The organism is Salinimonas profundi, from assembly GCF_014750655.1.
Lineage (GTDB): Bacteria > Pseudomonadota > Gammaproteobacteria > Enterobacterales > Alteromonadaceae > Alteromonas > Alteromonas profundi_A.
This window is the reverse complement of the sequence record NZ_JABBXD010000003.1, coordinates 130,578-152,106: the sequence shown is the minus strand read 5'-3', so window position 1 is coordinate 152,106 and position 21,529 is coordinate 130,578. Positions and strand designations below refer to the sequence as shown.

22 protein-coding genes are annotated in these 21,529 nt (G+C 49.6%); 5 read left to right on the top strand and 17 right to left on the bottom strand.

Translation table 11 applies throughout. The features are described 5' to 3' along the window. Positions 1-67 precede the first annotated feature (67 nt). Entirely contained in the window at positions 68-607 is a 540-nt protein-coding gene (locus HHX48_RS08085; protein WP_191023983.1) for a porin family protein, read from the bottom strand. Between the two features lie 312 nt (positions 608-919). Between HHX48_RS08085 and HHX48_RS08080 the strand changes: the two genes are divergently transcribed. Then, positions 920-2,557 carry a glucan biosynthesis protein gene (locus HHX48_RS08080; protein WP_191023981.1) on the top strand — a complete coding sequence of 546 codons (1,638 nt, stop codon included), beginning with the start codon at positions 920-922 and terminating at the stop codon, positions 2,555-2,557. Next, positions 2,538-4,478, top strand: a complete 1,941-nt coding sequence (mdoH, locus tag HHX48_RS08075) for a glucans biosynthesis glucosyltransferase MdoH (protein WP_191023979.1) — start codon at positions 2,538-2,540, stop codon at positions 4,476-4,478. The genes HHX48_RS08080 and mdoH overlap by 20 nt, the downstream gene beginning before the upstream one ends. Positions 4,479-4,504: 26 nt before the next feature. Here mdoH and HHX48_RS08070 read toward each other — a convergent pair whose 3' ends face one another. Genes HHX48_RS08070 through nudE form a run of 3 tightly spaced genes read right to left on the bottom strand, consistent with a single transcriptional unit; the run spans position 4,505 to position 6,477 of the window. Continuing rightward, positions 4,505-5,077, bottom strand: coding sequence for a YceI family protein (locus HHX48_RS08070; protein ID WP_191023977.1), 573 nt, complete (start codon positions 5,075-5,077; stop codon positions 4,505-4,507). Positions 5,078-5,081: 4 nt separating this feature from the next. Next, positions 5,082-5,909 (bottom strand): 3'(2'),5'-bisphosphate nucleotidase CysQ, encoded by an 828-nt coding sequence (gene cysQ / locus HHX48_RS08065; RefSeq protein WP_191023976.1) that lies wholly within the window; start codon positions 5,907-5,909, stop codon positions 5,082-5,084. Positions 5,910-5,913: 4 nt separating this feature from the next. Beyond that, positions 5,914-6,477, bottom strand: coding sequence for an ADP compounds hydrolase NudE (gene nudE, locus HHX48_RS08060; protein WP_191023973.1), 564 nt, complete (start codon positions 6,475-6,477; stop codon positions 5,914-5,916). A 68-nt stretch (positions 6,478-6,545) separates the two neighbouring features. Between nudE and yrfG the strand changes: the two genes are divergently transcribed. The 3 genes from yrfG (at position 6,546) to HHX48_RS08045 (ending at position 9,364) form a co-directional block, all read left to right on the top strand. Further along, complete coding sequence (gene yrfG, locus HHX48_RS08055; RefSeq protein ID WP_191023971.1) at positions 6,546-7,250, top strand: GMP/IMP nucleotidase; 705 nt, start codon at positions 6,546-6,548, stop codon at positions 7,248-7,250. Beyond that, positions 7,247-7,792 carry an inosine/xanthosine triphosphatase gene (yjjX, locus tag HHX48_RS08050; protein WP_191023969.1) on the top strand — a complete coding sequence of 182 codons (546 nt, stop codon included), beginning with the start codon at positions 7,247-7,249 and terminating at the stop codon, positions 7,790-7,792. The genes yrfG and yjjX overlap by 4 nt, the downstream gene beginning before the upstream one ends. 195 nt (positions 7,793-7,987) lie before the next feature. Next, positions 7,988-9,364, top strand: a complete 1,377-nt coding sequence (locus HHX48_RS08045) for an NAD-dependent succinate-semialdehyde dehydrogenase (protein ID WP_191023967.1) — start codon at positions 7,988-7,990, stop codon at positions 9,362-9,364. A gap of 130 nt (positions 9,365-9,494) precedes the next feature. Here HHX48_RS08045 and HHX48_RS08040 read toward each other — a convergent pair whose 3' ends face one another. The 13 genes from HHX48_RS08040 to gspC all read right to left on the bottom strand — a co-directional run bounded on the left by HHX48_RS08040 (position 9,495) and on the right by gspC (position 21,487). Beyond that, complete coding sequence (locus HHX48_RS08040) at positions 9,495-10,025, bottom strand: hypothetical protein (protein WP_191023966.1); 531 nt, start codon at positions 10,023-10,025, stop codon at positions 9,495-9,497. A 151-nt stretch (positions 10,026-10,176) separates the two neighbouring features. Next, on the bottom strand, positions 10,177-10,932 hold the full coding sequence (locus HHX48_RS08035; RefSeq protein ID WP_191023964.1) for a type II secretion system protein N: 756 nt from the start codon (positions 10,930-10,932) through the stop codon (positions 10,177-10,179). Next, on the bottom strand, positions 10,929-11,408 hold the full coding sequence (gspM, locus tag HHX48_RS08030) for a type II secretion system protein GspM (protein WP_191023962.1): 480 nt from the start codon (positions 11,406-11,408) through the stop codon (positions 10,929-10,931). The genes HHX48_RS08035 and gspM overlap by 4 nt, the downstream gene beginning before the upstream one ends. Beyond that, positions 11,405-12,604: a type II secretion system protein GspL gene (gene gspL / locus HHX48_RS08025; protein ID WP_191023960.1), complete on the bottom strand. Its 1,200-nt coding sequence runs from the start codon at positions 12,602-12,604 to the stop codon at positions 11,405-11,407. The genes gspM and gspL overlap by 4 nt, the downstream gene beginning before the upstream one ends. Next, positions 12,604-13,590 carry a type II secretion system minor pseudopilin GspK gene (gene gspK / locus HHX48_RS08020; RefSeq protein WP_191023958.1) on the bottom strand — a complete coding sequence of 329 codons (987 nt, stop codon included), beginning with the start codon at positions 13,588-13,590 and terminating at the stop codon, positions 12,604-12,606. Before gspK ends, gspL begins: the two co-directional genes overlap by 1 nt. Then, complete coding sequence (gene gspJ / locus HHX48_RS08015; protein ID WP_397541076.1) at positions 13,587-14,210, bottom strand: type II secretion system minor pseudopilin GspJ; 624 nt, start codon at positions 14,208-14,210, stop codon at positions 13,587-13,589. The genes gspK and gspJ overlap by 4 nt, the downstream gene beginning before the upstream one ends. A gap of 1 nt (position 14,211) precedes the next feature. Continuing rightward, positions 14,212-14,610 carry a type II secretion system minor pseudopilin GspI gene (gene gspI, locus HHX48_RS08010; protein WP_191023954.1) on the bottom strand — a complete coding sequence of 133 codons (399 nt, stop codon included), beginning with the start codon at positions 14,608-14,610 and terminating at the stop codon, positions 14,212-14,214. Continuing rightward, positions 14,607-15,248, bottom strand: coding sequence for a type II secretion system minor pseudopilin GspH (gene gspH, locus HHX48_RS08005; RefSeq protein ID WP_191023952.1), 642 nt, complete (start codon positions 15,246-15,248; stop codon positions 14,607-14,609). Before gspH ends, gspI begins: the two co-directional genes overlap by 4 nt. Further along, positions 15,248-15,697, bottom strand: coding sequence for a type II secretion system major pseudopilin GspG (gene gspG, locus HHX48_RS08000; RefSeq protein WP_191023950.1), 450 nt, complete (start codon positions 15,695-15,697; stop codon positions 15,248-15,250). The genes gspH and gspG overlap by 1 nt, the downstream gene beginning before the upstream one ends. A 2-nt stretch (positions 15,698-15,699) precedes the next feature. After that, positions 15,700-16,917 (bottom strand): type II secretion system inner membrane protein GspF, encoded by a 1,218-nt coding sequence (gene gspF / locus HHX48_RS07995; protein ID WP_191023948.1) that lies wholly within the window; start codon positions 16,915-16,917, stop codon positions 15,700-15,702. Positions 16,918-16,919: 2 nt separating this feature from the next. Continuing rightward, on the bottom strand, positions 16,920-18,476 hold the full coding sequence (gene gspE / locus HHX48_RS07990) for a type II secretion system ATPase GspE (RefSeq protein WP_397541071.1): 1,557 nt from the start codon (positions 18,474-18,476) through the stop codon (positions 16,920-16,922). Next, positions 18,476-20,530: a type II secretion system secretin GspD gene (gspD, locus tag HHX48_RS07985; RefSeq protein ID WP_317983494.1), complete on the bottom strand. Its 2,055-nt coding sequence runs from the start codon at positions 20,528-20,530 to the stop codon at positions 18,476-18,478. The genes gspE and gspD overlap by 1 nt, the downstream gene beginning before the upstream one ends. A gap of 15 nt (positions 20,531-20,545) precedes the next feature. Continuing rightward, complete coding sequence (gene gspC / locus HHX48_RS07980) at positions 20,546-21,487, bottom strand: type II secretion system protein GspC (protein ID WP_191023944.1); 942 nt, start codon at positions 21,485-21,487, stop codon at positions 20,546-20,548. Positions 21,488-21,529 lie beyond the last annotated feature (42 nt).

Below are 21,529 nucleotides of genomic sequence, written 5' to 3'. Positions count from 1 at the left end.
AAAAAAGCAGGCACGCGGCCTGCTCGAAGTAGTCCCAACAGAAAAGTTACGGGAGAAGTGGGAGCTATCAGAACGTGTAGCGCGCAGTCAGTTGTGTAATGTCTGCGTTGTCGAGCTCTTCGTGGCTCAGACCAACCGCCCAGCGTGGCGCGAAATAATAATTAGCGCTGACTTTTAGCGTGATATCGCCATTGTTGACATCGTAATAGCCAATCTGACCGGCCAATTCCAGTTCACGCAGTACCATGGAACGTACGCCGGCATTCAGGCTGAACCCGTTATCATCATAGCCATCAGCATCAATACGCTCGAAGTTGGCACCAAAGTAGGCGTCGGTCTGGCTACTTAAAGGCATGCGATACCCACCGCCCAGTGTCAGCATGCTGAAGTCAGCATTAGAATCATCAAAATGCTTATAATCACCATTAAGATAGATGTTGTTATCCATCAAATACTTGCTTGCAATAGTAAAGCCATCTGCATCAGAATTTCCGGCATCCAGATCGCTGTAGCCACCTTCTACAAATTGCCAGTTCACGGCAGCCAGAGTGGTAGGAGCGAACGCACTGAACATCAGTGCTGCGATGACAGGTAAACGTTTTTGCATAACTAATCCTTTTTTTACTACTTTTTTGCTTCAGATGCTGAGCATTGCAACATACTTGCCAACAACGGAAAGTATGTGTCTGGCGTCTGTGGTATAGGGGGGACAGAGAGATGTTGCTAAAACGGCAGCGGCAAAATGTGCTTAATAACCTGGTATCTGTCTGAATTATCAGACAGTTGGCATACATAACTTTGTGAAAGAGATGTTTTTCTGACTGTGGGTGAACTGATCTGACTGACCGAAAATTGCATATCTTCTTGTTGTTCTACAGCACTTTTCTTATTTCCCAGCTGACTTTTTCGGAGACTTATCATGCTGCCACGCCGCTCTTCCCCGTTTTCCCATGTTGTGGGGATAGTTTTTTCGACGTCGGCGAGTCTCAGGCGGCTAGGTAATGGCGCTAAAACAGTGACAGCGCTGCTGTATGCAGGTCTGCTTTTAGGTAGTGCGCCTGTACTGGCGCAGAAAGTAGATGAAACAAATTTGCCAAAGAATAAACCTATTCTTGAGTCAGTAATTGCAGAGGCCAGAGAGTCAGCAAAAAGTGATTTTCAGGCCAATGATCACGGGCTGGACGACAAGCTCAAAAATATGGATTACCAGGCTTATAAAGCAATTCACTTTAAACCCAAAGAAGCCTTGTGGAAAAACAAAAGCCCTTACGAAATTCAGTTCTTCCATCCGGGCTTTTTATATGATGAACCTGTCTCTGTCACCATTGTAGAACGTGATAATAGTACTGCCGCATTCCCCTTCGACGCCAATATGTTCCGGTACGAGAAAAAAGCCAAAAAGGTAAAAGGGCTAACCAATAAGAACAGCGGGTTTGCTGGTTTTCGCATCCACTATCCACTCAATGACAGCGAATATAAAGATGAGTTTGCGGTGTTTCAGGGCGCCTCGTACTTTCGACTGATTGGCAAAAATCAGGTCTATGGTATTTCTGCACGAGGTTTGGCGATTGATACTGCCCTGCCTGAAGGTGAAGAATTTCCTCGCTTTACCAAATTCTGGCTGATAAAGCCCGGTAGTGGCGAATCCATAACCATTTACGCCCGACTGGAAAGCCAGTCCGTGGCAGGGGCATTTGCATTCACCCTTTATCCGGGTGAGTCTACGAAGGCCGATGTTCAGGCGTGGCTGTTTGCTCGTGCTGACATCAATAAGCTGGGCGTTGCGCCATTTACCAGCATGTTTTTGTATGGTGAAAATACTGAAAAACGCCATGATGATTATCGCCCCGAAGTGCACGACAGCGATGGCGTACTGATGATTACCGAAAAGGGTGAGCAAATCTGGCGGCCACTGACCAACCCGTCACGACTACAGATTACCGCGTTAAGTGATACTGCACCACAGGCGTTTGGCATGTTGCAGCGCGATGGCAGTTTCAACAGTTATCTTGATGCAGAGGCCAATTATCATGCCCGCCCGGGACTGTGGGTAGTACCTAAAAAGGGATTTGGTAAAGGAAAGCTGGAGGTCGTGGAGATCCCTACCGACGCTGAAATCCACGACAATATTGTAGCCTACTGGGTCCCCGAGCAATCAATGGAAGAAGGCCAGAGCCGCTATTTTTCTTACCGGGTCCGCACCGTCAATCAGGAACCCAAGCTTTATGATAAAGCCGTCGTGGTCCGAACCCGTCAGGGCGTCAGTCATTTGCCAGGGTTTGAATCCTCTGATGAACAGACCGTCAGACGCTTCGTGGTTGACTTTACGCTACCCAGTGGTTTCAGCCTGGATACCGATGAAATCGATCTGATACTGGATGTAAACCGCGGCTCAGTGAAACAGGCGCGAATTTTCAAGGTCAATGGTAACAGTGAAATACGCGCGACATTTCTTCTTATGCCGGACTCTCAGAAGCCTGTGGATATGCGGTTATTCCTGAATCATCAGGATAAGCAAATCAGCGAGGTATGGAACTATGTCTACCAGCCACAATAAGGCGGCAGACAGGAAAAATCCTAATCGACTGTTTACCCGTGCACGGCGCTTTCGGCTAATTATAATGCTGCTGCTGGTATTACCGACCGCAGCACTGGCCACTTACAGCTTATTTGAGATATTCCGCCCCAATCAATTAACAGCGCTGGAAGCCGGTCAGCTGATTCTTGCGGTAACGCTGTTCGTCTGGTTATCCATGGCTTTCTGGACTGCGATAATCGGTTTCGTGCTCAAACTATTGCGCATTGATCCGCTGAGTTTACGTCGTGAACTGAAACCTGTCGCAACGGATGCTCCGCTCAAAAAACGTCACGCCATCATTATGCCGGTGTATAACGAAGATACGCGAAGGATCATGGTGGGCTTCGAGGCCTGTGTGAGGGAAATGCTTGCGACCCCGGATGCTGATAAATTTGATTTCTACATGCTGTCTGACACTCGGGACGCCGAGCTGGCTAAAGCAGAGCGGGAAAGCTGGCAGGCGCTGGAAAAACGGATAACCGAAGCCCGCGGTAGACTGTTTTACCGCCGCAGAGAAAAAAATATCGGTCGCAAAGTGGGTAATGTGACCGACTTCTGTGAGCGTTGGGGCGCCCAGTACGAGGGAATGATTGTGCTGGATGCCGATAGCGTAATGTCTGGCACCCGTATGCGTGATTTAGCACGGCGTCTGGAATTTAATGACGATGTTGCGCTGATACAGACGATACCGATGCCGGTGCGCCAACATTCCTTTTTTGGTCGTTTTGTGCAGTTTGCAGCGCACCTGTACAGTCCTATGCTCGCCACAGGCTTATCGTTTTGGCAAACCGACAGTGCCAACTATTGGGGTCACAATGCAATTATCCGCATCGAACCGTTTATGGCTCATTGTGGGTTGCCGCAAGTGCCGGGACGCGCGCCCTTTGGCGGAGACATTCTTAGTCACGATTTCGTAGAAGCCGCCTTACTGCGACGCGCAGGCTGGCAATGCTATCTGATAACTGACACCGACGGCAGTTATGAAGAGGTGCCGGCGAATATGATTGATTACGCTATCCGTGATCGCCGCTGGGTGCAGGGTAATATTCAGCATCTTGGCTTGCTGTCTATTCGTGGGCTGAAAACCACCAACCGCCTTCATTTTCTGTTTGGCGCATTTGCCTATATCTCATCGATTATTCTTTTTGCAGTACTGATGCTGGGCACCGCCGACGCTATCATTCGTGCGACAACCCTGCCCGACTTTTTTGCCTCCCGGTATCAGTTGTTTCCGGACTGGCCTATTGCAAAAGAAAAAATGATGCTGTGGACATTATGGGGCACCATCGCCTTATTATTTCTGCCTAAAATACTGGGCATCCTGCTGGCGATGATACAGCGCAGAAAGGACTTCGGTGGCCTGTTTGCCCTGTTTAAAGGTGGTACGGTTGAGCTTTGCATGGCGGTACTGATAGCGCCTGTCATGATGTTCTATCACAGTTACTTCGTATTAAGCGTACTGATTGGTCACAAAGTCAGGTGGGATGCGCAAGCCCGTGAGGGGCGTATGGTGCCCTGGAAAGATGCGTTTGCTTACACACGGTGGATGACACTGCTGGCCATCATCTGGGGTGCGGTGACGGCCTGGTATACGCCAACCTTGTTTTTATGGTTACTGCCTGTGTTAACCGGGATGTTTTTTGGCGCACCGATAATTCGCCTTACCAGTAGCGAAACATTTGGGCTGACCTGTCGCCGCCTCGGCATTTTTGTGATTGCCGAGGAACATAACGAGAACAGCAGCCTGGTCAGAGTAAGACAAGATATGCCGTCGTTTTCACTTTCCGGAATTGATGCGCCAGTACCTGCTTTACCGGCCGAACGGCATCAGCCAATGCCTGTGCAGGATTTTAAAAAGAAACCGTTACCCATGCGAAGCGCGCTGCCTGTAGCGCGATAACCGGCTACAGGCATCCAGCCAGCTGACTACTGCTTATCGAATACCACTGAGAAAGTCACCGGTACTGTCATCGAAATACTCTTTAGTCCGGCAATGGCCTGCAAGGTTTTAACACCCTCGGCCAGACCAAAATCGCCCGCACTAAGCAGAGTAGGTGCTACAGTGGTCACCCGAAAGGTCGCGTCATCTAAGCGCGAAACCGCGACATTGAAAGTAGTAGCCACATTTTTATCATGTAAATCAATGGCACCTTCAACGATGAAGGTGTCAGAATCACCGGCCTTCATTGCCAGAATGTCTTCATTTAAGGAAGCCGAGAATACGGCTTTGGGAAACTGGCTGATTTCAAACAGCTTTTCCTTCATGCGGGTGTCACGAATTTCGATATTCGTATTTACGGAGGAAAGCGGAATCGTGACGGTCAGTTCACCACTGTCACTGATGGTGCCGGAAAGTGATTCGAATGTATGCAATTCTGTAATTTGGGCATTTTTTGTCGATAGAAAGTGCATTGTCGATTCGGTTTCATCCAGCTGCCAGGCCGCGGTGGCTGGCAGTGAAAGCATCAGGCCAAGGCTGGCCAGAATAGTATTGCGCATGGTGTTACTCCTTTTCATACTGAACAATTTCCTGCCACGGAACGCGCTGGTCGCCCATCACTACAAAGTCAGGATTTTCCAGTGATTTTCGCTGGTTATACGTAAGAGGCTCAAAATTCGCCGCCAAAATACGTCCGCCCGCTTCTTCTACAATGCATTGTGATGCACCGGTATCCCATTCGCCGGTAATACCGATGCGCATGAATACATCCGCTTTGCCTTCGGCAATGAAGCAGGATTTTAGTGAACAGCTTCCCAGCGGTAAGGTTTGATAAACCCGTTTAGCGGTCATGCGAGACATGATTTTATCGCGGGACTGACGACGACTGATGGCTATCATCACTACGCTATTGTGCGGATCATCAAGCTTGCGTACCTGAATCCTGCGGTGCTCTCCGGGAGCCTCTTTGTACGCACCGTCGCCTTTACTTGCATAATAAAGCGACTGACCCGGCGGCCAGAATATAACGCCGATTGTGGGTGTATTGTTTTCAACCAACGCAATATTGATGGCAAAGTCACCGCTACGGGCAATAAACTCCTGCGTGCCGTCAATCGGGTCAATCAGCCAGTAGCGTGGCCACGTTTCACGCTCAGCCAGACTGGCGTGTTTGTTTTCTTCGGATAAAATCGGGATATCGGGCGTGGCAGCTTTAAGGCGTTTGTTGATAATATCATTGGCAAGATAATCAGCACTGGTGACCGGCGAGTCATCGTCTTTCTGGTAAGCATCAAATTCGCCCGTATCATAGATAGAAAGCACTTCTCTGCCTGCTTCTATCGCGACCTCTTTGGCCAGTTCTAAAAGTTTCTTTCTGTCATCTTCAGGCATAGTGTTACCGCTCCTTTAACCACTGTTGCGCTAAAAATAAGGCGGCAATACACCGCGCTTCAATAAAGTCATCCCGGGTAAGTAATGAGGCGGCATCGCTCATTTTCCACTTCACGACTTCTAACGGCTCAGGCTCGTCGCCTTCAAGCTGTTGTGGATACAAATCTCTGGCAACCACGATACGCATTTCAGAATTGAAAAAATTGGGTGCCATATTCACTTTGTGAATTTCCTGCAAATCATTCGCTGCATAGCCTGCTTCTTCCTGCAATTCGCGGTTGGCAGCTTGTACAGCGTTTTCGCCGGGATCAATAAGACCTTTTGGAAAGCCCAGCTGATAAGAGTGATTTCCCGCAGCGTACTCTCGTACCAGAATCATGGTGTCATCATCTAACATGGGCACAATCATTACTGCACCGTGGGAGGTGCCGGCCATCCGCTCAAACTGCCGGGTTGCGCCATTGGAAAACTCTAAATCAAGACGCTCCACTTTAAACAAGCGGCTTCTGGCCACTATTTCGCGATGATGGATCTGCGGTAATACTTTGGCTGGATCTATTTTACTCATGTTTATCGTGGCTATTCTTCGCTATTATGTTGTTAGTCTAAAGCTTATCGCAATAGAAGGAAACGCGCTTGCCGAACCTGCCCTGGCACGAAATTGATACCGTTCTGCTTGATATGGACGGCACCTTGCTTGACCTGCACTACGATAATCATTTCTGGCTTCATCACCTGCCACAACTGGTTGCGCAGGCCACCGGCCAGGATCTGTCACAGTGCAAAGCGCAAATGATGAATCATTATGAACGGGTCAGTGGCCAAATCCAGTGGTACTGTCTTGATTACTGGGCCGAACAACTCAATCTCGATATCATGGCTGCAAAGCGTGAGATTGCACATCTCATTGCGCTTCGTCCGGATACCATTGCATTTCTGGATGCACTGAAACGCTCTGGTCGCGACGTCATTCTGGTCACTAACTCTCATCCGCAAGGCCTGGCGCTTAAAGTAGAGCGCACAAACCTTGATGCCCACATAGATACGCTTATTTCCACCCATGAGTTCGGTGTGACCAAAGAATCACAGTCATTATGGCAACAATTGCATGCCCGGCTAGCTTTCGATCCGGCGCGTACACTTTTTGTCGACGACAGTTTGCCAATACTTCGTGCTGCCGAAGAATTTGGTATTGCCCATCTGCTTGCGGTAGCCAATCCAGACAGTAAACAGCCCGCTAAAACGATTCATGCGTTCCCGGCCGTTACAGATTACACGCAGTTGTTAAATGCGATACTGGCGACGCCGGTCAGTTCAGATACGCAGAGGAGCCCGGAATGATTTATTGCGTGGTGGGGTCTGAAAATCCCGTCAAAATAAATGCCGCCCGACATGCGTTGGAGCGGACGCGAAACGAGACAGTGACCATCATTCCACGTTCCGTACCCAGTGGTGTTGCCGACCAGCCTATGACCGAAAAGGAAACGCGGCAGGGGGCGATTAATCGTGTACAGGCCTGCGTGGATGTTGCCAGCGAGCAAGAGAGAAAAACCTATTGGTTTATTGCCATTGAGGGTGGCGTCGATGATTTTTCTGATGGCCCGGCAACGTTTGCCTATGTTGCTATTTACCATAATGGTTTTTGGGCGGTTAATCGCAGTGCTAATTTACCCCTGCCCGGCATCATTTTCGATGCATTGCAGGCAGGCCGCGAACTCGGTGATGTGATGGATGAGGTATTTGAGACCGATAATATCAAGCAAAAAGGAGGCGCAATAAGCTTGCTTACCAATGACCTGGCTACCCGCCAGTCGGTTTATGAGCTGGCACTAATTCTTGGGTTAGCAAAATTTAATCATCCTGAGTTGTACGGCGGCATATAACGTCTGACCAAAAAAGTGCTATGAAATTCTGCCTCACCCGCGTGCAATTTGTGCTTTATATAAATGTAAACAAACCACCGTTCCCTACCTATTCGATGCAGATAACGCCATGATCAATCAGCAAATATGCTAAATCCATCGTGTTGGCGTCGTTGTTGCACTCCTTAGAACACATGTTCAAATCAGGAGACTATAATGTCAGACACTGTAGAAACTATTAACCCCGCAACTGAACAAACACTTAAGAAATACTCACTATTAAGTACCGACGAAGCCAAAAAGGCCGTTGATGCCTCTCATGAAGCCTATACAAGCTGGCGTAAAACCTCCTTAGCCGAACGCAGCAAATTATTTAATGCGTTGGCAGATAAAATTGATGAGCGCGCAGATGAAATTGTAGAGCTGATGATTGAAGAAATGGGCAAGGTCAAAGCGCAGGGCTATCAGGAAGTTGAATTATGCGCTGGCATTTGCCGCTACACTGCAGAAAACGCAGAAAGTCAGTTAGCTGACGAAAAGCGCGAATATGACGGTGGCAACGCCATCATTACTTACCAGCCTATCGGTGTAATATTGGGCATTCAGCCTTGGAACTTCCCACTTTATCAGGTTATTCGCTACAGCGTCCCTAACATTATGGCAGGGAATACGACCGTGCTTAAGCATGCCGACAATGTTTTTGGTATGGCTGAAATGATTCAGGAACTGTACGAACAGGCTGGTTTTCCGAAAAATGTTTATCAATCACTGCTAATCAGTGGTGAAACAGCCAGTGAATTAATCCAGCACGACAAAGTACGCGGCGTGACCTTTACAGGCTCTGACAAGATTGGCAAAAAAGTCGGTGAAAATGCCGGCAGTCAGTCCAAGAAAAGTGTGTTGGAGCTTGGCAGTAACGATGCATTTGTTGTGCTCGAGGATGCTGATATTGAGACAGCAGTGGAAGCCTGCGTTCAGGGGCGCGTAATTAATAACGGCGAAACCTGTGTGTCTGCAAAGCGGTTTATTATCACAGACAAAGTTTATGATAAATTCCGTGATGCTTATGTTCAGCAGTTTAAGAACCTGAAGGTGGGCGATCCACGCGCAGAAGATACCGATGTCGGTCCAATGGCGCGTAAAGACTTACGCGACAAACTGAACGATCAGGTTCAGGAGTCCATTAAAAAAGGCGCAACCTGTACCTTAGGCGGAGATATGAGCAGCGATACCGGCTATTACTATCCTCTGACCATTCTTGAAGATGTGAAACCCGGCATGCCGGCTTACGATGATGAACTATTTGGTCCCGTAGCTTCATTTATAAGAGCCAAGGACGATGGTGATGCGATGCGTATCGCGAACGATTCACGTTACGGCTTAGGGGGCGGCATATTCTCGTCAGATAAAGAACGTGCTATAGAGCTTGCCCGCACCGAATTCGACACGGGTATGGTTAATATCAATGGTTATTCTCTTGCTCAGCCTAACCTGCCATTTGGTGGTGTTAAAGAAAGTGGCTACGGGCGTGAGCACGGTGGCTTTGGTATAAAGGAGTTTGTAAACGCTAAGACTATTTTCATTGCCGACTAAGTTTTAGCTAGTGTCTATGAAAAACGCGCGGTCAGATTAGACCGCGCGTTTTTTTGTACTCAATATTCCATCTATCAATGAATATTACATTTTTCGACGTAAGTGCTGTGTGGCCAAACTCACGCTTCGGCTACTCTTCCTTATAAGCGTTATTTGCTTTAAACGCTTCGACCTCTAGTGGTGCATTATCATAGCCATACGTGGCAAGGTCAGAGATGTGCTGTCTGATAATACTATCCAGGCTAGACCTTTCGATTTGCAATACGTGAACCAGTTCATGGGCAAGTTTGGGCGTATCCAGGGGATACCCATTTCGGATATAAATTGAATAACCGAAAGCCTGCGCATTATTAACAATCCCCTCACCAATAAACCCGAGCGCCTCACCGAGGACTTTCAGCGCATAGTTATCCCGGGGAAAGGGAATTTCATCTATATAAACAAGCCTGACTTTTTCCGGATGCTTGATGCCGATCTCTGTTGCCAGTATTAGTTGGTCAGCAGAAAGCGCAGTGCCTTCTTGCTGTCCTTTTTTATCTATTTTATACGCCCAGTCAATATATTGCGGAAGCAAGACATCAGAAACAATTTTCTCGTAAGACAAAAATAAGACAATGCCACTGACAAACAGTAAAAGTAGAAGTAATTTAATGGCTCGCATAGACTTTTTTGAAATCCTTTTCAGTAATCCTACTGTGTACTGACAGCCGCTATTCCCTAACGCTATTGCTTTTCGAGCAAGCGATTTTTCATCTTAAGCATCAAACGTCGCAAAAGACAGCATACTCTGCGCACTATCAACCGGCATTACATTACAACTTAAACTGCGTATAGCCGTTGCTGTCTGGCTGACCAAAAAATCTGGCGGCCTGATGCACTTCTTTGGGCAAATCCTGATCAGGCTTAAAGCGGCCCTCAACAGTAATATCAGTAAACTGTGCATCGGCCTGCGCCTGCATGGACAAGCCCAGTTTATTTGGCTCTTCCACATTCACGACAAAGTTGCCGTCGGCACAGCTCAACGAGGCGTTGTAAGTGCCAAAATCAATAGGGCCTTGCGTCCCGGCAACTGCCGCATTCAGCCAGCTACCCTGACCATTGAGTTCATTACACTGGCCATCGTAATCCAATGTTTTAAGCGTTAATTTAAAGCGACCCGACGCATTGACCGGCAGTGGCAGCGAGACCTGGGCTAACACCCGGTCCACCGGTACGTAAGCGGTAAAATTGCTTGCGCTGATACGCTCGGTGGAAAGCACGCCTGTTGTAAGGGGGCCGGCGAAGGATATCGCGTCTGCTGAGCGCATATTGCCGCCTTTTACAGTGACATGCAGATCACCTATCAACAGCCATAGCGGGTGCACATCCCATTGCACATTATCAACAGGCAAACCATTAATTATTACCTGCTCGGCTTCACCATCCCATAAGGTTCCGGAGACCCCATACAATGCGATGTTGTCCGGCAACGAAAGCCGTGTGGTGATTTGACTGGCTGGCATATACGCAATCAGGAAAAACAGGAAAACCAGTATGCCACCGATTATCCATCCAATTTTTGCTCTCATGATACTCCTAGCTGTAGCCGGCGAATCTTTATCAGGCCGGGTTCATCGGTTTCACTGATATCGACCTGAAGAATTGAAATGCCACGCTCTTCAAGCTGATTTAGCCAGGCCAATACAGCGTTAAATGGTGCCTGTTCGACCCAGACCTGTAATTCATCATTAATAGGCTGCATGCGCGATACCGGAATATCAAACCGCGCAGCGGACTGACTGACGGCTTGCGCCAAAGAACCTGAAAACTGAGACGTCCCCCCACCGGCGCGGCGTAACTGCCGGGCTTTGGCGGCATTTTGCTTGATCCATACGAGCAATTCCTGCTGGCTGTCCTTTTTTGCCTGCGCCTGAGTAATGCCCTGATTCAGCGGATTCCAGACTGCAAAATAGAAAATGCCTACGATAAGAACGATACCGCACAGTAAAACCAGCTTCTGCTCACGATCGGATAAGCCTTTAAACTTTTCAGTGATGATATTCACGATTCGCTCCTGATTGTCACGTTACCAATCACCGCATTATCCCGGTTATTGATAGCCCCCTGTTCGACGGTAAAGCCCGCCTGTTCAGCCTGTCTGCGAAATGTTTCCAGCGCTTCAAAATTACCCGCCAGGGCCTGCATACGAATTTCTGTCCGGGTCGCATCGAAACGTAATGTCTGGGGCCGCACACTTGAACCATTGAAGGCAGGCTGAAGCTGTTCCAGCATCACCAGCATCGAGGCGCCGCCGCCACCTTGTTGCAGTCGCGCCAGTTCGCTGCGGATTTTACGCCGTACATCCCGATATGCGCCCATATTGGGAAATGCCTGATTGACCAGCTCATCAATTTGCGTATCCAGCGCGGCAGTGTCCTGTTCAAGCTGATACAGGGTGGCTGCTTTGTCGACCAGCGCAGTCACCAATACCGCTATAGCCAGTACCGCGACCACCGCCCATTGTCTGAGTGCGCCTGAGCGCTGTCTTTTGACTTTAAACTCACCCTGTAGCAGGTTCATATCAGATTGCGTTGCCTCAAGGGCAAGCACCTGCATCGGTAATTCCAGCTGAGCCTGATGGGCATGCACGTTGGGCAGATTCTCCAGCGACATATCGCTGTAAGTGGTTAGTTGTACCGGCGTTTCCTGTTGTTTGGCCATGTGGCTGAATGCCGGCAAAATCCAGGTCCCTTCGCCCTGCATTCCCTTCCAGCGATCTTCGCGCAGTATAAGTTGATCGCCAATTGCGACCAGCGTCCAGCCATCTTCGTTGTGTGGCACGGCCAACACATCCGGTAGCATATGGTGACATCGTAAACCCGCATCACTGAGCCACTGCAGCCACTCTTTGAGCAGATTACGACTGACCACAGCGACTGCTTGTTCATCGCCCACTTTGGGCCCAAGCGCGAAGAACTGCTCATTAATATCTGATGCCAGCTCATCTTCGAGCATATAGGGAATAGCACTGAGCACTTTTCTGCCAGCCCGGGGCGGTAGTGTGACCCAGGTCAGCAATATTTCACTGCTGGGGGCCAGCGCGATGACTGTCTGATGGCCGGTCCGCTCTGTTAGCGTGTCCAGAGCACCGGCTGAATCCAGTTCACCTGACGACAACACCTCTTTGCTGGTGGTATCAAGTACCAGCCACTGTACCGGCTCTTCATACCGGGCGCCCAGGCGCACTACCAATTGTTCCATTAGTCTACTCCTAAAAACTCACGTCGCAGGACCTTTGCCGGCGCAGCCTCAGAGGCTTTAAGTACCGATGTCATCGAAAACGATGCTGCATTGTAGCGGGCTTTTGTATGTAAAAGAAAATGTTCCGTCGTTACGGTAAACCAACCTCGTTGTGCCTCAGTCAGATCGAGCGCAGAGATGGCCGGGTCCTGCAGGAAATCCTCGGCGGAATCCCATCCATCGGCCGGCCGCGAGCTGATGATGTTCTGCGCCTGCGCCAATGACAGGCCGGTTACACCAGCCAGAACCGCCGCTTTGCTTTCATCCAGTGTATTCACATTGATGCTTAGCTCGGTCACATCCGGTACCACACACACCAGCGGTAATAATGTTCTTATCCAGCCCGGTTTCATCCCGTTAACCAGACGAATTTCAGACTGGGCGGTCATCGGGCTGTTGGCTGCCAGATAGGGTGAGGGTCTTGACTCATACTCACTGTCCTCAGCGCCATAGGGGCGCATCTGGCTATCTTCATCAATCCAGTCAGCCAGGCTGTCTCTGAGCGTATCGGCATCATAGCTTGTCATGTCCTGGATCTCAGCCATTAACAACATCCTGTGAAATGCATCCATGGCATCACTGGTAGGCGACTGGCCGTTATCCTGCGCAGATCCCGGCAGGGCATTCAAATTAAAGCAGCTGGACATATCTTCTAACCTGGCTTCTATCGTACCGCCGTCTACCGGATAGGCAAACGCTTGTGTCCATGGCTGATTCAGCGTTATTTTATCGGCCGTTTCTTCCATCAGCTTTTTCAGCGACTGGCGCGCGAACGCCTCTGCGCCCATGGCATACCAATACGCCTGATTATTCTCTTTGAGGTTGGCGGTGCGCTGAATCTGTAACTGCAGGCGAGTCCCCATCTGGGTCGCAATGATGGTGACCAGCGCCACTATCATCATCACGATAAGAAGGGCCACACCTCGCTGTTGCTCAGAACGCTTCATGAGCCGTTTCCTGTCAGAGCAAACTCTCGACGCAATATGCCAAAGTCCCGGGTTTCAATTTCAAAAGCAACTGCGCGGGGAAGTTTGGCGCCGGTAAAACTTTCGTTCCAGCTTAGCTCGTCATCACCGAAGCCTGAACCATCTTCAGCCTGAACATAAAACTCAATATTCAGATCGATCACATTGTCCAATAACACCCGCACTTTAGGTTCAAAGCCAATGACATTATCAACGTAATTGGAATAGACCCGTTCTAACTTCTCATCATTAAGCCGATAGGCGACAAACTGCTGCGTGCTTCGTGGCAGCATTAGTTGCGGATTCTGCCAGCCTCCCCGTACAAACCCGATACCGTCAGCATCACTATCCTCAGTCATTCCGCCTTTCATCACAACGTCGGTACGCTCGCCATTGAGCCTTACGGGTCTGGGGATAGCCTGTAACACGTCACGTTCGATGATGAGCATCGCGCGCTGCAATGATTGTAACTTCTGAAACCGCTCCTGTGAGATTTCGTCGCTATCAATAACAGCGGTAAGAACGCCTGTGGACGCCAGGCCTATCAGCGAAAAGATTGCCATGGCGACCAGAATTTCAATCAGCGTGAAACCGCGCGACACCTTAGCCATCGTTGCCACCGCGTTGTGCCGGTTTGGTCACAAAGGTCTTAACGCTGGTTACTGAGTCGGTATACAGCTCATCCAGGCCGACAATAATTTCGACCTGGCGCAATGTGTCGTCATTGGTTTTCTCAACTTTTTGCCGCCAGTACCAGGTGCGCTCAGACATATCCATTGTGCCTTTTTGATCGTTTTTGGGCGGCCAGGTGTCATTAAGTTTTAACTGATTAAGTCGGTTAGACGCCACCCAGGTGGCGAAGGTGATATCTTCAATTTCAGAGATACTGTTAAGATGTGAGGAGGCGGCTTTCATCACCGCCGTGCCTGCTAATGCAAACACGAACAACGCAATCATAACCTCAAGCAGGGTCATGCCCCGACTGGATGCCAGCGATCTCATTCGGGCACCTGATCCAGCGGGCCGGCCAGCTCTAGTGGCGGTAAATCTTCATTTTTAAGCTGGAAGTAGACGGGCAGATCGCTGCCAAATCCCGGCTCAAAGTGAAAGGTCAGAACGAAGGGGGTGATGTCACCGCTGGGCATGATTAAAACCTGAGGGGGGGGCAGGCGCTTATCTTCTTCGTTACCAATCTCAGTTTGTGCATTACCCAGTGCAAAATCTTCGTCAAAGATTTCCCGGTCAGCCATTAGTGAGTCCTGTTCCCAGGGTAAATCGTCCAGATTTAAGGTGAAATAAAACGGCTCGGGTAGCTGGCGCTCAGCATAAATATCGTTGTCTTCAAGGCGCTGCCACTCATTTTCTTCATTCAGAAAAACAAAGTAATACACCGCTTCATCAGGTTCAAAGCGGATCCCCATCTGCTTTTGATTCATCACCGCATAATCTGAGGCCATATCAGTGACGACCTGTATGCGCCGAACCTGCTCTTCAAGCTCATCGGCAGGCTCTGTGCCGACCGCGTTAAATACGACGTAGCTTGCCGCCAGCCCCATCAGTAGCAACACGATCATGACTTCCAGCAGGGTAAACCCGCGCACCCGCAGGGGGTGCCGAAACTGCGTTGCTACTGCCATCATCAGCCGGCGTTGTTACCCAGATACTCATGCATGTTCCAGTTACCAATATCATCATCGGTACCTGGCTGTAGGTCCGGGCCATTAGAGTAGATATCAATGGTGCCCATTTCACCCGGGCTCATCAGTTCGTAGGGGTTGCCCCATGGATCGTTTGGAATGCGATCAATAAAACCATCTGACGGGTAGTTACGTGGAATAGGCTCGATGGTGGGTGCGGTTACCAGCGCATCAAGCCCCTGTTCGGTGGTGGGATAACGGCTATTTTTCAGCTTGTACATCTGCAGTGTATTCTCCAACTGACGGATATCCAGCGCCGCTTTTTGCAAACGCGCATTATCGGATTCACCCAGAATCTGCGGTGCAACGATTGCTGCCATAATACCAATAATAAACAGTACAACCATGACCTCAATAAGCGTGAAGCCTGAAGAACGAGACATGTATTTCATTATTAACTCACCATTTGATTTAAGCCCAGAATGGGCTGCAAGATTGCCAATACAATAAACAGTACCACGCCTGCCATTGTCACAATAAGAAGCGGTTCAAAGGTCTTCAATGACACATTGACCAGCGACTCAAATTCCCTGTCCTGATTGTCCGCTGCCCGGCTAAGCATATTTTGCAGTTCTCCGGATTTTTCTCCCGATGAAATCATATGCATCATCATGGGCGGAAACATCTTGGTATGATCCAACGCGGCCCGCAGGCTGCTTCCTTCTTTTACATTAATGGTTGCCGCTTCAATCTGCTGTTTCATGTAGCGGTTCTCCAGCACATCGCCGGATATACGCATTGCTTCAAGCAAGGGCACGGCGCTGGATGTCAGTATACTGAGCGTACGTGCAAAACGTGATGTATTCAGGCCTTTTGAGATTTTTCCCAGCAATGGCGTTTTCAATATCATTTTGTGATACTTGAGCCTCAACGCCGGGTTTTTCAGCGCCTGACGTATGCCGACAATCAGCAATACAATAAAAACAGCCAGATACAGGCCATAATTTTGTAACCACTCACTGGTACTGATTAGTACCTGCGTAATCGCCGGAAGTTCCTGCCCCATGTTATCAAACTGACCAACAATTTCGGGCACAACAATGGTTAGCAGCAGCACAACGATGGCAACAGCGAAAAACATCATCAGGGAGGGATAAACCATTGCCTGAATAATCTGGCTGCGGGTTTGCTGGCGCCGCTCGGTATAGTCGGCCAGACGGTTTAAAACGGTATCCAGATGGCCTGACTTTTCGCCCGCCGCCACCATGGCACGATAAAGCTCGTCAAACACACTGGGAAACTCGCCCATGGCATCTGCCAGGCCGTGGCCTTCAACAACCTTACTGCGCACTGCCATCATCATATTGCGTTGTGTGGGCTTGTTGCTTTGATCGGCAACTGCCAGAAGTGCTTCTTCAATGGGAAGCGCTGATTCTACTAACGTGGCCATCTGGCGGGTAATCAAAGCCAGCTCTGAGGCTGATACCCGGGGGCCAAACAGACTGAAGCCGGATTTCTGCCGCTTATTTTTTTCAGCGACCTGCTCGACCTGCACAGGGATCAGGCCTTTTTCCCGTAACTGTTGCCGTACCTGACGTGCGTTGTCGGCTTCAATAACACCGCTGCTGTTGCGGCCCTTGTGATTGACCGCTTTATAGGAAAATGCTGCCATAATTAATCTTCCCGCGTGACCCGCAGCACTTCTTCCAGAGAGGTCATTCCCGCCAACACTTTACGACAGCCATCTTCGCGTATGCTTGGGGTCGAACGTCGAACATACCGTTCAATAGCCTGCTCACCTTTACCTTCATGCATCAGTTCGCGAATGGTTTCATCAATCGTCAGCAATTCGTGGATTCCGGTCCGGCCGCGATAGCCGGTTTGATTGCAGGCAGCGCATCCCTTGGGAATATAAATATCCGGGTAGGAGGACAGGTCGCTAACACCCAGCACCTCGGCTTGCTGGGCGCTTGGCTGATGCGGCTCCTTACACTCAGGGCAAAGCGTTCTGACCAATCGCTGGGATAAGACCGCCAGTAAGCTTGAAGACAATAAAAAGGGTTCAATACCCATATCTTCCAGGCGCGTAATGGCGCCTGCAGCCGTGTTGGTATGCAGAGTGGATAAAACCAGGTGGCCAGTCAAACTGGCCTGCACACCGATTTGCGCGGTTTCTGCGTCACGTATCTCACCGACCATGACCACATCTGGGTCCTGACGCAAGATGGCGCGCAGACCACGAGCAAAGGTCATATCAACCCGCGGATTGACCTGGGTCTGACCGATACCGGCCAAATCAAACTCAATCGGGTCTTCAACGGTCAGAATATTACGGTCTTTGCTGTTTATTTCAGAAAGACCCGCATATAGCGTGGTACTTTTACCCGAGCCGGTAGGACCCGTTACCAGAATGATGCCGTGGGGCTTGCGGATCAGATCGTCAAATTTATCGCGATTGGCTTTGGTCATACCCAGACCAGCCAGGTTCAACCGTGCATTATTCTTGTCCAGCAGACGTAACACCACACGTTCGCCGTGGCTGGATGGCATGGTTGAAACCCGCACATCAACTGCCCGTCCGGCAATACGCAATGTAATGCGTCCATCCTGTGGGACACGTTTTTCGGCTATATCCAGTTTTGCCATAACTTTGATACGTGACACCAGCATAGAGGACAGTTTGCGGTTTGGACGCAGGATTTCTCGCAATACCCCGTCCACGCGAAAACGCACAATCAGCTGATTTTCAAACGTTTCAATGTGGATATCAGACGCCCCTTCCTTAATCGCTTCACCCAACATGGCATTGATGAGCTTGATAATGGGGGCATCGTCTTCGCTGTCGAGCAAATCTTCGGTATCCGGTAATTCATCAGCCAGCGCGAACAAATCACTTTCGTTACCCAAATCTTCCATTAACTGCTTGGCTGCCGACGAATCACGCTGAAACGCCTGGGTTAACAGGTTATCGAATTTTTCGTCATCAATTTCTGTTAGCGTAAAAGGCTCACCGAAAAAGCGGCGTACTTCAGCAAAGACGGTGAAGGGCGTAGCCGCGGTGTAGTAGAGCACCGCCGGCTCGCTGTTCGTTTCAAGCAGCACTCTGTTTCGCTTGGCAAAGCCAAAACTCAGCTGGCGTGGATCAGCCTGCTGTTCTTCAGGTTCTGCATCCAGTGCATCTTCCTGAGCCAGCATGGCGGCCTGTTGAAGTTGCTCTTCATGCTCTGCCATCAGTCGTTATCTTCCTTTCTATTCTGCTCCAGAATATATTCTTCAAAGGTTGGTGGCAGGGCCAGCGCATCATCCCACTCTGGCATAGAAGGCTGCTCATTTGCGTCCAGGAAGGTTTCGCCTTTCTGCTGGTGGCGAATTTGCTGGGCACGAATAAAGTTATATTTGCGATGACTGATTTCGTTCATCGTCACGCCATCACGTACAATTTTAGGACGCAGGAACACCATCAGATTGCGTTTACGCTTACTGGTGGATGTTGTTTTGAACAAGTGCCCCAAGATTGGAATATCCCCCAGCAGTGGCACCTTGGACACGCTTTCCTGAACGTCTTCATCGATCAGACCGCCTAATACAATCGTGCCGCCATCATCAACAATTACCGTCGTTTTAATCTGTCTTTTATTAATAGAAATATCGACAGAGGTGGCACCACTGACACTGGACACTTCCTGCTCAATAGTCAGCTGTACTGCATCGCCCTCGTTGATTTGCGGCGTGACTTTCAGCTTGATACCCACTTCCTGACGCTCAACGGTCTGGAAAGGGTTAGAGTTGTTATCACCGGTGGTCGTACCGGTGATAATCGGCACTTCCTGACCCACGATGAAAAAGGCTTCTTCATTATCCATGGTAGTCAGGTGCGGGGTAGCCAGAACATTTGAATTGGTATCGGTACTCACCGCTTGCACCACGGCGCCCCAGCCGTTTTCAATGACACCGGCAATCAAACCATTTGCGCCGCCCAGCAGATTTGCCAGGGGAGTCAGGTTTCCTTCGACGGTACGCTCACGCTGTACCACGTTGCCTTCTTCGGTCACGTAGGATTCATCAACTGTACGATCTTCTGCCTGTCTTAACGCGACACCCAGTGCGCCAACCGGCACAACGCCGTTGTTAAACTGTGTGCCGCCGCCTTCTTCTGACACCCACTGCACACCTAAGGTTGTGCCGTCACCTTCAAAGACCTCTACAATAATGGCTTCAACCTGCACCTGTGCGCGGCGCACGTCCAGCTGACGAATCACTTCTTCTAAGGATTGCATCATGTCAGGCTCGGCGGTAATCACAACCGCATTTGAATCTTTGTGAGAATCAATGGAAATGTCGCGATTAGCGCTGCTTTGACGGCGCGCGGCATTGTTACCCGCACTGCTTTCCTCAGCCTGAATACTGGCCGACACACCCTGAAGCACTTTTACCAAATCTTCTGCTTTGGCGTAGTTCAGGAATATGACGCGGGTATTGCCGTTGGACTCCAGCTCCTGGTCCATGCGCTTAATCAAGTTAACAATGCGCTGACGGGCTTTCTCTTCACCACTGACAATCACCGAGTTGGTTCTGTCATCGGCTACTGCGCGCGGCGCTGACTTGCCGTTTGCCGCATTTTTGCCCTGGGAGTTATTGATACTATCAACAATGCGCACCATTTCAGATGCCGAGGCATAACGCAGCTTAACGATTTCAACCTCTTCATCGCCGGCCTTATCCACCCGCTCAATAATCTCTACCAGCCGGTTTACCACTGCCGCACGCCCGGTCAGCATCATTACGTTTGACGGATCGTGACTCACTACGTTGCCGCCACCGGCCTGGTCATTAAGCTGGCGCAGAATTGGTGCCAGCTCGCGTACCGGCACGTTGTACACCGGAACAACCCGGGTAATCATCTCATCGCCGTCTCTAAGCGACCCTTCCACAACCGGAATATTCGATGTTTTGGCGTCTTTCGAGCGGACGACCTTCAATACCCCGTTGGGCATTTCGACCACAGCAAAATCGTACACTTGCAGAACGTTCAGGAAGAACTGGTAATATTGTTCCTCATTCAGCATGTCGTAGCTTCGAACGCTGATTTTGCCCCGCACATTGGGGTCGACAATGATTGTTTTTTGCAGGTTTTTGCCGACGATATTGATAAATTCATTGATATCAGTGTCTTTGAAGTTCGGCATATACTCTGCAGCGGTAACAGAAACGCTGATACTTAACAGCGCGGCGCAGGCTGCGGCGGTAAGTTTTGATACCAAAGTACGACTGGCTCGCCTCATAATTCTTATATTCCTGTATTATTCTGCACCGGCTTCTGGCATATCCAGATAAACCGTAAGATATTCGCCACCTCTGTCCAGGGTCAGCTCGATAGATTGTGCACTGCGTAATTCATTCATTGCTGTCATGGTCTGCTGCGAATCGGTCAAATCATAACCGTTGATTTGAACAATCACATCGCCGCTTTGTAACCCGGCAGACTGAAAAAGTGAAGGGTTCTTACCTGGCTGGACCTGGTATCCCACTAATTGACCATCCGCACTTTTAGGCGAGATGGATATAAAATCGGTAAAGCTTGCAGGTTCTTCACGAAGCGCTGCGGTTGCTTCGATCGCCTCTCTGCTTAATGTCGCAGACTCCTGGGTGGGGGGAGGATTGCTGGGCGTCATGTTGCGTTGTCGATTCGTGCTGCGCTGACGCTGCTTATTGGCCTTTTCATAATCAAGGCCATCCAGCATCAGGGTTTCATTGCGTGAACCATTTTTAATGATGACCCGATCATTTTGCACCTGATGCAGGGTTACATTTGTACCCTCTATTTTCTCGCCTAACCCGTATACCATTTGGGTGCCTTTATTTTCGATAATTGCGGCAGCGTCTTCTACAATAGAGCTGGCAACAACACCGGTTAACGTCAGATTCAGCGATGTTTGAGGCGCATCAGTCACCTGCTCTGCGGGTGCCTCAGGGGCTTCTGATTGCACGCCAAATAAATTCAGCTGTTGTAATCGGGCAATATTGACCCCATTTTGCGCCGAAGACGTTGTCGACGTTCCCGTTGTATTGGTTATTGAAGGGGGCGCAGGCTGGTCAGGTTGTGGCCACAACTGCCAGAACAGGCGGGCAGCAAATGCGATAAGGTAAAGACTTAACAGCACAACGACCGCAAGGCGCAACACTTTCTGGTGTCGCACAAGCTGAGAGGTCAGGGCGTTATAATTGAATTTATTAAATGTCATGCTGTCAACGAGGTACTGCTTTTATTAGTTAAAATTTGGTAA

Bases quoted from the DNA above. Each gene is read 5' to 3' on its own strand.
- HHX48_RS08085 (WP_191023983.1), bottom strand. From the start codon at position 607: ATGCAAAAACGTTTACCTGTCATCGCAGCACTGATGTTCAGTGCGTTC.
- HHX48_RS08080 (WP_191023981.1), top strand. From the start codon at position 920: ATGCTGCCACGCCGCTCTTCCCCGTTTTCCCATGTTGTGGGGATAGTT.
- mdoH (WP_191023979.1), top strand. From the start codon at position 2,538: ATGTCTACCAGCCACAATAAGGCGGCAGACAGGAAAAATCCTAATCGA.
- HHX48_RS08070 (WP_191023977.1), bottom strand. From the start codon at position 5,077: ATGCGCAATACTATTCTGGCCAGCCTTGGCCTGATGCTTTCACTGCCA.
- cysQ (WP_191023976.1), bottom strand. From the start codon at position 5,909: ATGCCTGAAGATGACAGAAAGAAACTTTTAGAACTGGCCAAAGAGGTC.
- nudE (WP_191023973.1), bottom strand. From the start codon at position 6,477: ATGAGTAAAATAGATCCAGCCAAAGTATTACCGCAGATCCATCATCGC.
- yjjX (WP_191023969.1), top strand. From the start codon at position 7,247: ATGATTTATTGCGTGGTGGGGTCTGAAAATCCCGTCAAAATAAATGCC.
- HHX48_RS08045 (WP_191023967.1), top strand. From the start codon at position 7,988: ATGTCAGACACTGTAGAAACTATTAACCCCGCAACTGAACAAACACTT.
- HHX48_RS08040 (WP_191023966.1), bottom strand. From the start codon at position 10,025: ATGCGAGCCATTAAATTACTTCTACTTTTACTGTTTGTCAGTGGCATT.
- HHX48_RS08035 (WP_191023964.1), bottom strand. From the start codon at position 10,932: ATGAGAGCAAAAATTGGATGGATAATCGGTGGCATACTGGTTTTCCTG.
- gspL (WP_191023960.1), bottom strand. From the start codon at position 12,604: ATGGAACAATTGGTAGTGCGCCTGGGCGCCCGGTATGAAGAGCCGGTA.
- gspK (WP_191023958.1), bottom strand. From the start codon at position 13,590: ATGAAGCGTTCTGAGCAACAGCGAGGTGTGGCCCTTCTTATCGTGATG.
- gspI (WP_191023954.1), bottom strand. From the start codon at position 14,610: ATGAGATCGCTGGCATCCAGTCGGGGCATGACCCTGCTTGAGGTTATG.
- gspH (WP_191023952.1), bottom strand. From the start codon at position 15,248: ATGATGGCAGTAGCAACGCAGTTTCGGCACCCCCTGCGGGTGCGCGGG.
- gspG (WP_191023950.1), bottom strand. From the start codon at position 15,697: ATGAAATACATGTCTCGTTCTTCAGGCTTCACGCTTATTGAGGTCATG.
- gspF (WP_191023948.1), bottom strand. From the start codon at position 16,917: ATGGCAGCATTTTCCTATAAAGCGGTCAATCACAAGGGCCGCAACAGC.
- gspE (WP_397541071.1), bottom strand. From the start codon at position 18,476: ATGGCAGAGCATGAAGAGCAACTTCAACAGGCCGCCATGCTGGCTCAG.
- gspC (WP_191023944.1), bottom strand. From the start codon at position 21,487: ATGACATTTAATAAATTCAATTATAACGCCCTGACCTCTCAGCTTGTG.